17 protein-coding genes are annotated in these 14324 nt (G+C 68.1%); 5 read left to right on the top strand and 12 right to left on the bottom strand.

Translation table 11 applies throughout. From position 1 onward, the window contains the following. Positions 1 to 8: 8 nt before the first annotated feature. Positions 9 to 869, bottom strand: a complete 861-nt coding sequence (locus tag NTM_RS24900; protein ID WP_163768776.1) for a CbbQ/NirQ/NorQ/GpvN family protein — start codon at positions 867 to 869, stop codon at positions 9 to 11. Between the two features lie 62 nt (positions 870 to 931). Then, on the bottom strand, positions 932 to 2617 hold the full coding sequence (locus NTM_RS24905; protein WP_232079832.1) for a nitric oxide reductase activation protein NorD: 1686 nt from the start codon (positions 2615 to 2617) through the stop codon (positions 932 to 934). Between the two features lie 145 nt (positions 2618 to 2762). Between NTM_RS24905 and NTM_RS24910 the strand changes: the two genes are divergently transcribed. Both NTM_RS24910 and NTM_RS24915 read left to right on the top strand, forming a co-directional pair. Beyond that, a complete protein-coding gene (locus tag NTM_RS24910; RefSeq protein WP_163768778.1) occupies positions 2763 to 3791 on the top strand; it encodes an SDR family NAD(P)-dependent oxidoreductase in 1029 nt (342 codons plus the stop codon). A gap of 2 nt (positions 3792 to 3793) precedes the next feature. After that, positions 3794 to 5149, top strand: coding sequence for a TetR/AcrR family transcriptional regulator (locus NTM_RS24915; protein WP_163768780.1), 1356 nt, complete (start codon positions 3794 to 3796; stop codon positions 5147 to 5149). A gap of 5 nt (positions 5150 to 5154) precedes the next feature. On the opposite strand, the gene NTM_RS24920 is transcribed toward NTM_RS24915, so the two are convergent. Genes NTM_RS24920 through rplS form a run of 4 tightly spaced genes read right to left on the bottom strand, consistent with a single transcriptional unit; the run spans position 5155 to position 7470 of the window. Further along, on the bottom strand, positions 5155 to 5460 hold the full coding sequence (locus NTM_RS24920; protein WP_011895015.1) for a DUF2469 domain-containing protein: 306 nt from the start codon (positions 5458 to 5460) through the stop codon (positions 5155 to 5157). Next, on the bottom strand, positions 5457 to 6206 hold the full coding sequence (locus NTM_RS24925; protein ID WP_104864737.1) for a ribonuclease HII: 750 nt from the start codon (positions 6204 to 6206) through the stop codon (positions 5457 to 5459). The genes NTM_RS24920 and NTM_RS24925 overlap by 4 nt, the downstream gene beginning before the upstream one ends. 16 nt (positions 6207 to 6222) lie before the next feature. After that, entirely contained in the window at positions 6223 to 7068 is an 846-nt protein-coding gene (lepB, locus tag NTM_RS24930; protein ID WP_104864736.1) for a signal peptidase I, read from the bottom strand. A 60-nt stretch (positions 7069 to 7128) separates the two neighbouring features. Then, positions 7129 to 7470 carry a 50S ribosomal protein L19 gene (gene rplS, locus NTM_RS24935; protein WP_003928624.1) on the bottom strand — a complete coding sequence of 114 codons (342 nt, stop codon included), beginning with the start codon at positions 7468 to 7470 and terminating at the stop codon, positions 7129 to 7131. A 352-nt stretch (positions 7471 to 7822) separates the two neighbouring features. Between rplS and NTM_RS24940 the strand changes: the two genes are divergently transcribed. Further along, positions 7823 to 8761, top strand: coding sequence for a serine hydrolase (locus NTM_RS24940; RefSeq protein ID WP_104864735.1), 939 nt, complete (start codon positions 7823 to 7825; stop codon positions 8759 to 8761). Here NTM_RS24940 and trmD read toward each other — a convergent pair. The 5 genes from trmD to mgtE form a co-directional block, all read right to left on the bottom strand. After that, positions 8758 to 9474, bottom strand: a complete 717-nt coding sequence (gene trmD, locus NTM_RS28680) for a tRNA (guanosine(37)-N1)-methyltransferase TrmD (protein WP_104864734.1) — start codon at positions 9472 to 9474, stop codon at positions 8758 to 8760. The two genes, NTM_RS24940 and trmD, sit on opposite strands and share 4 nt — an antisense overlap. A 3-nt stretch (positions 9475 to 9477) precedes the next feature. Beyond that, positions 9478 to 9999 (bottom strand): ribosome maturation factor RimM, encoded by a 522-nt coding sequence (rimM, locus tag NTM_RS28685; protein WP_104864733.1) that lies wholly within the window; start codon positions 9997 to 9999, stop codon positions 9478 to 9480. Positions 10000 to 10018: 19 nt separating this feature from the next. Continuing rightward, a complete protein-coding gene (locus NTM_RS24950) occupies positions 10019 to 10261 on the bottom strand; it encodes an RNA-binding protein (RefSeq protein WP_003928628.1) in 243 nt (80 codons plus the stop codon). After that, positions 10258 to 10746, bottom strand: a complete 489-nt coding sequence (gene rpsP, locus NTM_RS24955; RefSeq protein ID WP_104864732.1) for a 30S ribosomal protein S16 — start codon at positions 10744 to 10746, stop codon at positions 10258 to 10260. Before rpsP ends, NTM_RS24950 begins: the two co-directional genes overlap by 4 nt. A 180-nt stretch (positions 10747 to 10926) precedes the next feature. Further along, positions 10927 to 12285: a magnesium transporter gene (gene mgtE / locus NTM_RS24960; RefSeq protein ID WP_104864731.1), complete on the bottom strand. Its 1359-nt coding sequence runs from the start codon at positions 12283 to 12285 to the stop codon at positions 10927 to 10929. A gap of 102 nt (positions 12286 to 12387) precedes the next feature. Between mgtE and NTM_RS24965 the strand changes: the two genes are divergently transcribed. Then, a complete protein-coding gene (locus tag NTM_RS24965; protein ID WP_104864730.1) occupies positions 12388 to 12879 on the top strand; it encodes a nuclear transport factor 2 family protein in 492 nt (163 codons plus the stop codon). Here NTM_RS24965 and NTM_RS24970 read toward each other — a convergent pair whose 3' ends face one another. Continuing rightward, positions 12880 to 13305 (bottom strand): nuclear transport factor 2 family protein, encoded by a 426-nt coding sequence (locus tag NTM_RS24970; RefSeq protein WP_104864729.1) that lies wholly within the window; start codon positions 13303 to 13305, stop codon positions 12880 to 12882. A 45-nt stretch (positions 13306 to 13350) separates the two neighbouring features. Here NTM_RS24970 and NTM_RS24975 point away from each other — a divergent pair, with 45 nt between their 5' ends. Next, positions 13351 to 14241, top strand: a complete 891-nt coding sequence (locus NTM_RS24975; protein WP_104864728.1) for a D-alanyl-D-alanine carboxypeptidase family protein — start codon at positions 13351 to 13353, stop codon at positions 14239 to 14241. The last annotated feature ends 83 nt before the right edge of the window (positions 14242 to 14324 follow it).

Genomic DNA, 14324 nt, shown 5'->3' on the forward strand with positions numbered 1-14324 from the left:
CGGCAGCGTCAATCACCGCCGCCCGTCGCGGTATTGAGATAGACATCGATCATCTCGGCCAGGCCGCGGCCCACCGTCGCGTCGTCGGTCAGTGGCCCCGCGATCGCGGCGAGCGCCGCTTCGCCGAGGCTCAGTCCCTCGACGGTCAGCCGGCCGGCCGCGATCAGGACACGGGTGGAGGCCACCTCGCGCAGTCCTCCGGTCTCCAGCCTGCGGATGGCCTGGCCGAACCGCACCAGCGCAGCGGCGGTCTCGTGATCGACACCGGCCTCGTGGGCGATGATGGACTCCTCGATTTCCGGTGCGGGGAAACCGAACTCGATGGCCACCATGCGTTGGCGCGTGGAGTCCTTGAGATCCTTGAGCACGCTCTGGTAGCCCGGGTTGTAGGAGACCACCAGACCGAACCCCGGCGCGGCGTCCAGCGTGACGCCGAGCCGTTCGATCGGCAGCTGGCGGCGGTGGTCGGCCAGTGGATGCAGCACCACGGTGGTGTCCTGGCGGGCCTCGACGACCTCGTCGAGATAACAGATCGCACCCTCGCGCACGGCACGGGTCAGCGGGCCGTCCACCCACACGGTTTCGTCGCCGCTCAGCAGATAGCGCCCGACCAGGTCCGCGGTGGTCAGGTCATCGTGACACGCGACGGTGATCAGCGGCCTGCCGAGATCATGGGCCATCGCCTCGACGAAGCGGGTTTTGCCGCAGCCCGTCGGGCCCTTCAGCACGATCGACAGGCCCTGCCGGTAGGCGGCCCGGAACACGGCCTCCTCGTTGCCGACCGGCGTGTAGTACGGCCGGTTCCGCGCGTGTGTGGACGCCCCGTTCTGGTTGGCGGTCGCGGGTTCGTACGCTGTCTCGCTGCCCATTGTCTTCCTTCCCTCGTCCGCACCCTCATCCGCTTGGCTGCGGCGTACTGAATCCGTCGTCGTCACGCGATGCGACGCCGCACCTCGGCGGCGCGCAGCGCGGACCGGAAGATCGGACCGATCACCCCGGCGAGCTGGTCGGGGTGGCCGATCATCGCGTGCGCCGCGCTGCCGAAGACCGAGCGCAGCGATGCGGCGTCGGTGCTCGCGCCGACGGTCAGGCACACACAGCCCGTACCGCGCCTGCGCGCCTCGGTCAATGCCCGGCGCGCGTCGGCGGCGCCGTAGGCCCGCTCGTATCCGTGGTCGTAGGCCAGCCCGTCCGAGAGCACCACCAGCAGCCGCCTGGCGGTGCCACCGCGCGCCTCGAGTACCGCAGACCCGTGCCGGATAGCCGCCCCGAGACGTGAAAACGCCGCGGGTTCAAGGCTGTTCAGACGCCTGCTGACCGCGGCATCGAGATGCTCGTCAAATCGCTTGACCGGCACGACCGTGACGTCCTTGCGGCCCTGCGAGTAGTACGCATACAGCGCCACCCGGTCACCGAGGTCGTGCAGCGCGACGGCGAGATGGGCGACCACCTCGCGCTGCTGCTGGTGTACGGTGCGGCCCGCCGAGCCGGCCTCGGCGGTGGATCCGGAGATGTCGAGCAACAGCAGGACCGACAGGTCACGGCGGCGCCGCAGACTGTCGAGGTACACGGCTTCCTCGGGCGTCGACCCGGCCCTGACCTCCACCCGCGCCTCGACCGCCGCGTCGATGTCGATGTCGTCGCCCTGCGGCTGCCGGTGACGGCGATGCAGTCCCATCCCGAGCCGCGCGAGGGGTCTGCGCACCCCGATCACTGTGTCGATATCTTGGGCCGCAACGGGTTTCATCCGAGGCGATACCTCACGCACCGTGCACCAGCCCGGCCGGTACGCCCTGCGTCCGACATCCCATTCCGGATAGGTGAAGCCGGCGCCCTGGACGTCGGCGCCCGCTTCGGCCGGCGCCGAGGCCAACGAGGCCACCGCGTTCGCCCCGCGCCGCGCCGAGTTGACCCGGTGGGTCGGCGAATCGGCGCCGGGCGGACCATCGCCGCTGCCGGTCTTACGCGATGAGGACAGCATTTTCTTCAGCCACTTTCCGATGAACCCGCCGCCGCCGACCGGGCTGCTGAACAGGTCGGGATCATCGGTGTCGTCGACCTCGCCGTCGTCGAGTTCCTCGAGCGCGCCCTTGTCGTCGCGGTTGCGGGGCACGTGTCCGGCGCTCTCGTGATCGACCTGGCTGCCCGCGCGCCCTGCGGTCAGCACCTTCTTGGGCTGCAGCACGCCGAAAACCGCGGGCGGCTCGTCGACGGGGTCTTTACCCGATGCGATCGCCAGCGATCCGGCCGCCGAATCGCTGCGGCCCGCGATGCGGTGGTCGACGAGTCCGCCGAGGATGTCCGGCAGCAGATCCTCGTTGGCCACGAGTGCGCGGTGACCCTCGATCGCCAGATAGCGCGTCGCCGTCTTGGGCCGCCGCGTCAGCGCACCGAGTACGTCGGGGTCGAGGCTGCCCGCCGCGATCAGCGAGGCCTGCACCGCGACGGTGCGCAGCGTGTCCCGTGGCGCCGCGGACGGATCGACGAAGACCGTCTGACCGTCGGTCCACGGGGGTTGGCCGGGTGCGTCGGCGGCCACCGACAACGGTCGCCCGGCCAGCGCGGAGCCCAGCATCGTCAGACCGGGATACCGGTCGTGATCCGCCTCGTCGGCCACCCGCGCCTCCGCGTCCGCCTCGTCACCGTTGACCACATATTCGGCCGTTGACCAAATATTCGTTCCACCGTAAGGTTCGGGTCCATTGGAGTCAATCAGCGGTGACGCCCGCACGGGTGCCGCGGACGACGGTGGAGGCCCATAGATGATCGACTTCACCGGACAGGTCGCGGTGGTCACCGGCGCCGGGCGTGGGCTGGGACGGCTCTACGCTCTCGACCTGGCGAGGCGGGGCGCCGCGGTGGTGGTCAACGATCTCGGCGGCACCATGTACGGCGACGGTTCGGACACCGCCGTGGCCGATCAGGTGGTCGACGAGATCACCGAGGCCGGTGGCCGGGCCGTCGCGTCCTACGATTCGGTGGACAACCCTGATGGTGGCCAGGCGATCGTGGACTGTGCGGTCGGTGCTTTCGGCAGGCTCGACGTAGTCATCAGTAATGCCGGTATCTTCAATTCAGTTCCTTTCGAACAACTCTCGACCGACGCCTGGCGCCGGATGCTGGCTGTGCACCTCGACGGCGGGTTCTTCCTGAGCCGGCCGGCCTACACCGTGATGAGGGAGCAGGGGTACGGCCGGTTCGTGTTCATCTCCTCGTCCGCGGGCAACTTCGGCCAGCCGATGGAGGCCCACTACGCAGCCGCTAAAACCGGTTTGGTCGGCCTCTCCAACGTCATCGCCATCGAGGGCGCAGCGCACGGCATCGCATCCAATACGGTTTTGCCGACTGGTTTTTCGCGAATGGTCACCGAGACGGTCGGCGACGAGAGGTTTCTCGCCGAGTCCGGCTTCATGCGGGCGATCCGCCCCGAACTGGTCGTCCCGCTGGTGACCTTCCTGGCCAGCCACAGCTGCAGGTTCAGTCACCGCAACTACTCGGCCTGCGCGGGCCGGTACGCCCGGGTGTTTGTCGGACTCGGCGACGGATGGCTGGCCGACGACAGCGCCGATCCGACGGCCGAGGACATCGAAGCCAACCTGGATGCGGTGTCGTCGACAGAACAGTTCATCGTGCCTGACTCGATTGTCGACGAGGTGCTGCACGTGTGCGACCGGCGGGGCATCAGTGCCATGCCCGACAATGCCGACGTCGCGTTCCCCGAACCGGCGAAAATGACCGTGGACTCGGTAGGATCAGAGACCGTGCAGCAATCATCGGGCAGCGTCCGCTAGGCATGGCCGATGCCGACGCCGCAGGGCGTGACGCCAAGCGGGCGCGTTCCGCTCACAGGAAGCGGGGATCCGCTGCCCACCTGGCCGCGGTGTCCGATTCACCGGCTGCAGATGTGCCCCGGCGCACAGAGATCCTCAAGACGGCGAACACCGTCTTCGCCACCACCGGGCTGCGCAGTTCCGTGCAGCAGATCGCCGATGCCGCAGGCATTCTCGCCGGCAGCCTGTACCACCACTTCGATTCCAAAGAAGCCATTCTCATCGAGTTGATCCGGCTCTACCACGAAGATCTGGACCGGATCGGGGATCTCGCACTGGAGCGGATCGATGACGCCGATGCCCGGACCGTGACCGACCGGATCACCGAGTTGGGGTGTGCGATCGCCCGATGCGCGGTCGAACATCGTGCAGCGCTGCAGATGTCGTTCTATGAGGCGCCGAGCAACGATCCCGAGTTGATCGAACTGACCGCGCGCCGGCCGTCGAAGATCCAGGCCGCCATGCTGCAGACGTTGCGGGCAGGCCGCTGGAGCGGCGACATCCGCTCCGACGTCGACCTGCCCACCCTGGCCGACCGACTGTGCCAGAGCATGCTGCACGTCGGCCTCGATGTCATCCGGCATAACGCCCCCGTCGACCAGCTGGCCACCCTGAAGTGCCGGATCGCGTTGCAGGGGCTCGCCGCCGAACCGCCCACCGACGCGGACCTGGACCGATCGGCAGCGTTCGCGGTCGCCGAGAGGGTCATCGCGAGCTGGGACGACACCGAGGACGACATCGATCTCAAGGCCGCGCATGTGCGTGCGGTGGCCCGCTCCGAGTTCGGCCGTCGGGGCTACGAGATGACGACGATCCGTGATATCGCCTCGGCCGCGGGGCTGGGCACCGGCACCGTCTATCGGGTGATCGGTTCCAAGGACGAACTGCTGATGTCGATCATGCTCGAGTTCGGCCACAAGGTCGGCGGCGGGTGGACCGACATCGTCCGGTCGGAGTCGAGCACCTTGGAGAAACTCGACGCGCTGAGCTGGCTCAACATCAACGCGCTCGATCATTTCCCCGACGAGTTCCGCATCCAGCTGGCATGGTTGCGGCAGTCGCCGCCGGACTCGGCGAACCCCGCGTGGTCGTTCACCACCCGGATCCGTCAGATGAAAACGCTTCTTTCCGAGGGGATACGCAGCGGCGAGATCCACGTCGACGGCGCCCGGTTGAACGCCGGGACCGACATGCTGACCCGGTGCATCATCGGTGAGCAGTGGATACCGGAGAACATCCTGCAGCAGATCGGCGTGCGGAGCGCGCTGATCCTGGCGCGCGACACCGTGCTCCGCGGGGTCGCCGTCCGGGGGTCCTGACCCCGCTACTCGGGGAGCCGCAACTCGGGCTTCTCCACCTCTTCGATGTTGACGTCCTTGAACGTGATCACCCGCACCTGCTTGACGAACCGCGCCGGCCGGTACATGTCCCACACCCAGGCGTCGCCGAGACGCAGCTCGAAGTAGACCTCGCCGTCGGCGTTGCGCGGGATCATCTCCACGCTGTTGGCCAGGTAGAACCGCCGTTCGGTCTCCACCACATAGCTGAACTGACCGACGATGTCCTTGTACTCGCGGTACAGCGACAGCTCCATCTCGGTTTCATACTTTTCGAGATCTTCGGCACTCATCGGCTCAGCTGTCCTTCACGTAGTCCGCCGTCTCCCTGGACGTCATCGAATATTTTCCCGCACTCGAGTTCGGCATGCTCCCCGGGTTCCCCGTCGACGACCAAACGTCGCACATTGATGAAAGAGAACCGGTGTTGGGTCGACGGACCAAGGCGGTTCAGCGCCGCGGAATGCGCCCGGGTGCTGTAACCCTTGTGGTCGGCGAAGCCGTAGCCGGGATGGTCGTCGTCCATCGCGACCATCAGCCGGTCGCGGCTCACCTTGGCCAGCACGCTGGCGGCCGCGATGCAGGCCGCCGCCGCGTCACCCCCGATCACCGGCAGCGACGGCATCGGCAGGCCGGGCACCCGGAAGCCGTCGGAGAGCACATAGCCCGGCCGCACCGACAGGCCCGCCACCGCACGGCGCATGCCCTCGATGTTGGCGACGTGCACCCCGCGACGGTCGACCTCCTCCGACGGGATGAACACCACGTGATACGCCAGTGCATAGCGCCGGATCAGCGGGAACAGCCGCTCGCGCTCACTGGCGTTGAGCTTCTTGGAATCGTCGAGCGCGGACAGACTCTCCAATCGGTTCGGTCCGAGCACGCACGCCGCGACCACCAATGGTCCCGCGCACGCGCCGCGGCCGACCTCGTCGACACCGGCGACGGGTCCCAGACCGGCGCGGTACAGCGCCGATTCCAGGGTGCGCAGGCCCGACGATCTGCGGATGACCGTTCGCGGGGGCCAAGCAGCCGGCAAGTGTGCGCGCCTCCTGTCAGCTCTGCGGGTTCACCGAGTTCACACCGCCCCAGCGACCGGGCGGCCACGCGATGAACTGGGCCTTACCGATGACATTCTCCACCGGGATCGTCCCGGCCGTCGGGTCGCCGGTGCACAGCAGACCCTTCTGCACGTCGGCGGGTTCGTTGGTGCAGTGCGTGCGGGAATCCGCCGAATGGGTGCGGTTGTCACCCATCACCCACAGCCGGCCTTCCGGCACGGTGACGGGCCCGAACTCGTTGCCGAGGCACGGATACACGGCCGGGTCGGCCATCATCGTCTCGGGATCGAGGTAGGGCTCGTTGAGCGGTTTGCCGTCGACGGTCAGCCCGGTGTCGACACGGCACTGGACCGTCTGGCCGCCGGTGGCGATGATCCGTTTGACCAGATCGTTCTCGTCGGGCGGGACGAAGCCGACGACCGAGAGCGCGTCCTGGACCCAGCGGACCGCGGCATTGTCGGACCGGATCGACTTGTAGCCGATGCTCCAGTTCGGCGGGCCCTTGAACACGACGACATCACCGGGCTGCGGCGATCCCCAGCGGTAGGACAGCTTGTCGACCATGATCCGGTCGCCGACGCAACCGTTGCATCCGTGCAGCGTCGGCTCCATCGACTCCGACGGAATCAGGTAAGGCCGCGCGATGAACGTCAGCATCACGTAGTAGATCACCAACGCGATGGTGATGAGGATCGCGGCTTCGCGAAGCGCGCCCCGCTTCTTGCCGGCCTTCTTGTCGTCCGCGCGTTCGCCGGGGTCTTCGACGGTGGGATCGGCGGATTGATCGTCCGGAAGCTGGGGTTGGCCAGGGGCCCCTGCGGGCTCAGAGGGCGACGTCACGTGATCAGACTAGTCAGCGCGACGCCGCGCCTGTGCGACCACCAAGGGCCGGCGCCTGGGTCAGCGCTTCTCCTTGATCTTGGCCTTCTTGCCGCGCAGCTCGCGCAGGTAGTACAACTTCGCGCGACGCACGTCACCACGGGTGAGCACGTCGATGTGGTCGATGTTGGGCGAGTGCACGGGGAAGGTGCGCTCGACACCGACGCCGTAGCTCTCCTTGCGCACCGTGAAGGTCTCGCGGACGCCACCGCCTTGGCGACGGAGCACGACGCCCTTGAAGACCTGAATGCGCTCCTTGGAGCCCTCGATGACCTTGACGTGGACATTGACGGTGTCGCCGGGGCCGAAAGCCGGCACATCGTCGCGCAACGATGCCTGGTCGACGAAATCCAGCGTGTTCATCGGTGACACTTCCTTGCTGTTCGCGGCGTCGCACCCGCGTCCTGATGACGTGGCGGAGCCGATGTGTTATTCGGGCGTCTTAGGCTTGTCGTGCGCCTGATACCGGGGCATGCCACCCCAGCCGTGCACAGACAACTGCCCAATTGTGCCAGACGGAGTGCTGATCCCCGAAATCGGCGGATCGGGCCGTGGGACTGGTGGGGTTCGTGAGCAACGCGCCGGGTATTCAGGGGCTACCCTTGTCTGACCGGGCGGCGTGCTGCGCGTGCCTGGATTCGGGGACAGGTTCCTGCACGCCACCTTCATCACGCCACGTTCTTCACGGGCCCATACGACTTGGAGGATGCCAGCGATGCGACGGCCGGCACGGCTGTTCACCACCAAGGCGGCGATGTCTGCTCTGGTCGCCGTCGCGGCAGGCTGCGCCGCGACGGGCAGCAGCGCTCCCCCGGTCTCCGAAGGTCCGCATAGGGCGGTGGTCGCACCACTGGGAGCGACGGCCCCGGTTCCGGAGGTGCCGCCTGACGAGCCGCCGGCATCGTTCCTCGGCCTGTCCGATCGTGAGGCACTGGCGACCGCGCGCGCCGCTGATGCCGGAGCCGATATCACCACCGCCGTACTCGACCGCAACACCGGCGTGCTGGTTACCAACGGCAACGACCGCCCGTTCGCGATCGCGTCGGTGGTCAAGCTGTTCATCGCCGACGACCTGCTGCTGCAGGTGACCCAGGGGCGCACCACGCTGTCACCCGAGGATCGGGAGGCGCTCGACGTGATGCTGCGGGCCTCCGACGACAGCGCCGCCGAGGTGTTCTGGAACCGCGGCGGCGGCACCGACATCATCGACCGGGTGGTGCGGCGCTACGGGCTGACGTCGACCGGCAAACCCGGCAACGGCCGGTGGTTCAACACCACCAGCACGGCCGCCGATCTGGTCCGCTACTACGACATGCTGCTCTCGGGCGCAGGCGGGTTGCCGGCCGAGCAGGTCGACATCATCGTGTCCAACCTCGCCGCGTCGACCCCCACCGCACCGGACGGCATGGCGCCGGGAGGGGTGTACCCGCAGCGGTTCGGCATCCCCGAGGGCCTCTACGCCGAACCGGTGGCGGTCAAACAGGGCTGGATGTGCTGCGTCGGCGCCGACTGGATGCACGTGTCCACCGGCGTCGTCGGCACCGATCGCCGGTACGTGGTGGTGATCGCCTCGATGCAGGCCTCCGGTGACGACGCCGCCCGCCGGACCATCACCGACGCGGTGCGGACGATGTTCCCGGACGGGGCGATCTAGCCTTCCTCGGGCGAGGACCGGAGCTCATCGGGCAGCAGGTCCGGGCGGCGTTCCCGGGTGCGTTCGAGCCCCTGCTGACGCCGCCACGCGGCGATGCGCGCGTGGTCACCGGACCGCAGCACCTCGGGGACGTCGAGCCCCCGCCAGGTCGCCGGCCGCGTATAGCTCGGGCCTTCGAGCAGGCCGCCGACGTAAGCGGAATGTGAGTCGTCCTGGTGCGACTCCGGGTTGCCCAGCACGTCGGGAAGCAACCGCGCGACGGCCTCGATCATCACCACCGCGGCCGATTCGCCGCCCGGGAGCACGTAATCTCCGATGGAGACCTCCTCCACCCGCATCCGGGTGGCCGCGTCGTCGATCACCCGCTGATCGATGCCCTCGTAGCGCCCGCACGCGAACACCAGATGCTTCTCCTGTGTCCAGCGCTGGGCAACGCTCTGGGTGAACAAACGGCCCGCGGGCGTGGGTACTACGAGAAGCGTTTCCGGCGTACAGATCTCGTCGAGCGCGGGTCCCCACACCGGCGCCTTCATCACCATTCCCGGTCCCCCGCCGTAGGGCGCGTCGTCGACGGAGCGATGCACGTCGTGGGTCCACCGGCGCAGGTCGTGCACGGCGAACTCGATGATCCCCGCCTCGATGGCCTTGCCCGGCAACGACTGCCGCAGCGCATCGAGGAACGCGGGGAAGATCGTCACCACGTCTATGCGCATGTGTCAGCCCAGCTCGAGAAGACCCTCGGGCGGGTCGATGGTCACGAGCTGGTCCTGCAGCGACACCGAGACCACGATCGCCGATACGAACGGCACCAGGACCTCGGCGTTGTCCGCGTCCCGGACGGCGAGCAATTCGCCTGCGGCGGTGTGCAACACCTCGGCGATCGTGCCGACGTCATGCCCGGCGGTCGTGACGACCTTGAGCCCTTCGAGCTGATGGTCGTAGAACTCGTCGGGATCCTCGATCGGCGGCAGGCTGCCGGAGTCGACCAGGAAGAGAGTGCCGCGCAGCGCCTCGGCGGCATCGCGACTACCGACACCCTCCAGCCGCAGCAGCAGCCGATCACCGTGCGGGCGAACGGATTCCACGACGAAATTGCGTTCGGAGCCACCGCGCGGCGCACGCGCGCGCAGTGTTGCGCCGGGAACGAACCGTCCGCCGGGGTCGTCGGTACGAACCTCGACGGACAGTTCTCCGGTGACGCCGTGTGCTTTCGCGACTCGCCCGACGACGAGATCCATCAGGCCGGCCTCGGATCCGCTACTGGTCGGTGTCCACCACGTCGACGCGGATCCCTCGGCCGCCGATGCCGGCGACGAGGGTGCGCAGCGCGGTCGCGGTGCGGCCACCGCGCCCGATGACCTTGCCCAGGTCGTCGGGGTGAACGTGCACCTCGACGGTGCGGCCGCGGCGGTTGGTCACCATGTCGACGCGGACGTCGTCAGGATTGTCGACGATTCCGCGGACCAGGTGCTCCACGGCGTCGACGACGACCGAGCTCATTCGGCAGCGGGAGCGTCGGACTCGGCGGCGGCCTCGGCCGGAGCGTCGGAGGCCTGCTCGGCCGCAGCCTCGGCGGGGGCCTCTTCCTTCTTGGCCGGGGCCTTCTTCTTCTTGGGCGTGGTGGCCTCGGTCGAGGGGCCACCCTCGGCCTCGGCGAGCGCGGCGTTGAACAGATCCAGCTTGCTGGGCTTGGGCTCCTTGACCTTCAGGGTGCCCTCGGCACCCGGCAGGCCCTTGAACTTCTGCCAGTCGCCGGTGATCTTCAGCAGCTGCAGCACGGGTTCGGTGGGCTGGGCGCCGACGCCGAGCCAGTACTGCGCGCGCTCCGAGTCGATCTCGATGAGGCTGGGCTCTTCCTTCGGGTGGTACCGGCCGATGACCTCGATCGAGCGGCCGTCGCGGCGGGTGCGCGAATCGGCGACGGCGATGCGGTACTGCGGGTTGCGGATCTTCCCGAGGCGGGTGAGCTTGATCTTGACAGCCATGTTGAGCGTTCTCTCCTGTGATTGCCACGCTGCAATTCGGCGATCGCGGCGGGATGCCGGGACCCGGTTTTGCCTTACGTGTGTGACCGCGTCACGGCGCATCCGTCGAGTGATCGAGGAAGCCGTACGCGGACAGCCGCTTATTGTGCCAGAACTCGTTCTCCGGGCGGAAATCGCGGATCAGATGCCGAGGACGGCTTTGGCGATCATGAAGTAGATCAGCAAACCGGTGGCATCGACGAACGTGGAGATGAACGGGTTCGAGAACACCGCGGGATCGACGCGGATCGCCCGGGCGATCAACGGCATCGCCCCACCGACCGTGGCCGCCATCGTGCACAGGCTCACCAGGGTCAACCCGATCACGATCCCGATGGAGCGGTCGTACACCAGGCTCGTCACGACGAACGCCAGGCTGCCGAGCAGCAGACCCAGCGATAGCCCGACCCGGAGTTCGCGGAACAGCACCCTGCCCAGATCCCGGGGTCCCACGTCGCCGAGCGCCAGAGCGCGGGTGACGGTCGTCGCGGCCTGGTTGCCGGTGTTGCCACCGGTGCCGATCAGCAGCGGGACGAACAACGCCAAGGTCACCACCTCGGCCAGAGTCGCCTCGAAGACTTCGAGCACCTGCACCGTCAGCGTGGCGCCGATGGCGAGCACCAGCAGCCAGACGACGCGTGACCGGACGAGGTCGGCCACCGGCGCGGTCAGATAGGGCCGGCGGAGCGGTTCGGTGCCGCTGATGCGCGCCTGGTCCTCGGACTCGGCGGTTTCCAAGATCTGCAGTGCGTCGTCGACGGTGAGGATGCCGACCAGCCGTGTCTCGCTGTCGACGACCGGAAGCGCCAGCATCCTCAGATCGGCGCACCGCCGGGCAGCCTTCTCCGCGTCTTCGGTGGCGCGCGCCCAGTGCGGCGGGCGCATCACCTCGGCGACCGTCGTTCCCGGCTCGGCGGCAAGGAGCCGCCGCAGGCTGACCACCCCGATCAGCACGCGTCCGTCGTCGACCACCGGCAGCGTGTAGATGGTCTCGGCGTCGCCCAAGCCCGCGGTGACCCGGGTGAGCGCCTCGGCCGTCGTCATCGCCGGACGCACCGACACGAACTCCGGACTCATCCGACGTCCGATCGACCGCTGCGGATAGCCCAGCACCGCGGCGGTCAGCTCGCGTTCGTCAGCCGGCAGGCCACGCATCAGCCGGCCGGCCACCGTCGCGGGCAACTCGTCGAGGAGTTCGACCCGGTCGTCGGGATCCAGGTCGGCGAACAGCGCGGCGACGGCGTCGTCCTGCAGCGCGCCGACCAGGTCACCCTGCAGGCTGGGGGCGAGGATCTCGAAGACCTCCAGCGCCTGATCCTTGGGCAGGACGCGGTAGAGCACCGCCCGGTCCTGACGGTCGAGACGTTCCAGCACGTCGACGATCTGGATCGACGACAACGGCCGCAGCAAGGCGGTCACTGCCGGCAGGTCGAGGTTGTCGAGGGCCCGCAGGATCTCCTTGAGCTGGGCTTCGGAGGGCGGGGCGGTGATATCGGCCATGTTGAGGGATACGTCTACACCATCACGGTGAACTCTTGGTGCCGACGACGCACCCCTCCGCACAGGCTTTACAAAACCCGCCCTCAATGTCACTTTCTAGGCATGGACGACGCTGCCGTGCTGCTGGAGATCGAGGCGATCAAACAGCTCAAGGCGCGCTACTGCCGCCATCTCGACACCAAGGACTGGCAGTCGTGGCGGACGTTGTTCAGCGACGACTTCCGCAGCGACACCTCGCAGGCGGGCGGCAAGATCATCGTCGGCGCCGACGACTTCGTCTCCTTCACCCGGCGCAGCCTGCGCGACAACGCCACGGTGCATCAGGTGCACGCGCCGGAGATCACCCTGACGTCGGCGACCACCGCGGACGGGATCTGGGCGCTCGAGGACGTCGTGCGCCTGGCGCCCGGTGTGAACCTGCGCGGCTACGGGCACTACCGCGAGACCTACCAGAAGCTCGACGGACGCTGGCTGATCACCGAGTCCACGTTGACCCGGCTGCGCGAGGACATCTTCAACGTGGCGTTCTCGCTGTATCTGTCCGACCGGATCAAACGCGCCGCGGGCCGGTTGGCCCGGCGGGCGGTGCGGTAGTCAGACGAGCTTGTCGAACGCCTTCTCCTCGACCCGTTTGCTCATCCGCCAGCCCGCCTCGGTGCGGACGAACTCGTCGACGTACCAGATCCCGACGAAATAGATCTGCCCGGCATCGCCGCCCATCACCATCGGGTTGAAGCAGACCGCCCGTGAGGTCGCGGTGTTCCCGTCGGCGCCGATGCGCACGTCGACGTTGCCGAGCATGTGGTAGTACGCCGGGAAGTTCGGCAGCACCTCCTTCAGCCACGCCTTGACCTCAGGGAACGGGCCGTCGACGCCGCCGCTGACGCGGTAGTCGATGTAGGCGTCCGGCGTGAACACCGCATCGAGGTCGTCGAACCGCTTACCGTCGATCGCCGTCGAATAGTCGATCAGCAGTTGCTGGATCTCCAGCCGGTCGGAGATCTCTTCGAGGCTGAGCATGACATCGATTGAACACGATCAACCCCGCCGATAGGCTCACCCGACATGACACGGCTTCTCGCGTGCCTGGGCACCGCGCTGTGCCTGCTGGCCGGCGGTGCCCTCACCGGGCCGACGGCGACCGCCGTGCCGGTGCCGGGCGTGGTGCAACCCGCCGGCTCGGTGCCCGCGCCCGACGGGCCCGCGCAGGCGTGGATCGTCGCCGATATGGACACCGGCGCGGTGCTGGCGGCCCGTAACGAGCACGGGCGCTACGCGCCGGCGAGCACGATCAAGATCCTGCTCGCGATGGTGGTGCTCGACGAACTGCCGCTGGACGCGACGATCGTCGCGAACGACGCCGATACGTTGGTCGAGTGCAACTGCGCAGGCGTCTCGCCCGGCCTGACGTACAGCACCCGCCAGCTGCTGGAGGGGTTGCTGCTGGTGTCGGGCAACGACGCCGCCAACACCCTGGCCACCATGCTCGGCGGGCGCGATGTCGCGGTGGCGAAGATGAACGCCAAGGCCGCGGCGGTGGGCGCCCACAACACCCGGGCCGGCTCGCCGTCCGGGATCGACGGTCCGGGCATCGACATCTGGTCCACCCCACACGATCTCGCGGTGCTGTTCCGCGCGGCGATGGGCTACCCGGTGTTCGCGCAGATCACCGCGCAGCCCACCGCGGTGTTCCCGACCCGGGCCGGGGATCGGGTGCTGGTGAACCAGGACGAGATGCTGCACCGCTACCCCGGCGCGTTCGGCGGCAAGACCGGCTACACCGATCTGGCGCGCAAGACGTTCGTCGCCGGCGCCGAGCGGGGCGGCAGACATCTCGTGGTCGCGATGATGTACGGCCTGGTCACCGAAGGCGGCCCGACGTATTGGGATCAGGCGTCGGCGCTGCTGGACTGGGGGTTCGCGCTGGGACCCAACCCGGGGATCAGCCCGCTCTGAGTCGGTCAACACGCCGAATTCGCCCGAAGTCGATACCGGACGGAGACCTGGCCGAGTCCTGGCGCGACTAGCGTCGCCCCTCG

The sequence above is a fragment of the Mycolicibacterium parafortuitum genome (genome assembly GCF_010725485.1).
Lineage (GTDB): Bacteria > Actinomycetota > Actinomycetes > Mycobacteriales > Mycobacteriaceae > Mycobacterium.

Bases quoted from the DNA above. Each gene is read 5' to 3' on its own strand.
- NTM_RS24900 (WP_163768776.1), bottom strand. From the start codon at position 869: ATGGGCAGCGAGACAGCGTACGAACCCGCGACCGCCAACCAGAACGGG.
- NTM_RS24910 (WP_163768778.1), top strand. From the start codon at position 2,763: ATGATCGACTTCACCGGACAGGTCGCGGTGGTCACCGGCGCCGGGCGT.
- NTM_RS24915 (WP_163768780.1), top strand. From the start codon at position 3,794: ATGGCCGATGCCGACGCCGCAGGGCGTGACGCCAAGCGGGCGCGTTCC.
- NTM_RS24920 (WP_011895015.1), bottom strand. From the start codon at position 5,460: ATGAGTGCCGAAGATCTCGAAAAGTATGAAACCGAGATGGAGCTGTCG.
- rplS (WP_003928624.1), bottom strand. From the start codon at position 7,470: ATGAACACGCTGGATTTCGTCGACCAGGCATCGTTGCGCGACGATGTG.
- NTM_RS24940 (WP_104864735.1), top strand. From the start codon at position 7,823: ATGCGACGGCCGGCACGGCTGTTCACCACCAAGGCGGCGATGTCTGCT.
- trmD (WP_104864734.1), bottom strand. From the start codon at position 9,474: ATGCGCATAGACGTGGTGACGATCTTCCCCGCGTTCCTCGATGCGCTG.
- rimM (WP_104864733.1), bottom strand. From the start codon at position 9,999: ATGGATCTCGTCGTCGGGCGAGTCGCGAAAGCACACGGCGTCACCGGA.
- NTM_RS24950 (WP_003928628.1), bottom strand. From the start codon at position 10,261: ATGAGCTCGGTCGTCGTCGACGCCGTGGAGCACCTGGTCCGCGGAATC.
- rpsP (WP_104864732.1), bottom strand. From the start codon at position 10,746: ATGGCTGTCAAGATCAAGCTCACCCGCCTCGGGAAGATCCGCAACCCG.
- mgtE (WP_104864731.1), bottom strand. From the start codon at position 12,285: ATGGCCGATATCACCGCCCCGCCCTCCGAAGCCCAGCTCAAGGAGATC.
- NTM_RS24965 (WP_104864730.1), top strand. From the start codon at position 12,388: ATGGACGACGCTGCCGTGCTGCTGGAGATCGAGGCGATCAAACAGCTC.
- NTM_RS24970 (WP_104864729.1), bottom strand. From the start codon at position 13,305: ATGCTCAGCCTCGAAGAGATCTCCGACCGGCTGGAGATCCAGCAACTG.
- NTM_RS24975 (WP_104864728.1), top strand. From the start codon at position 13,351: ATGACACGGCTTCTCGCGTGCCTGGGCACCGCGCTGTGCCTGCTGGCC.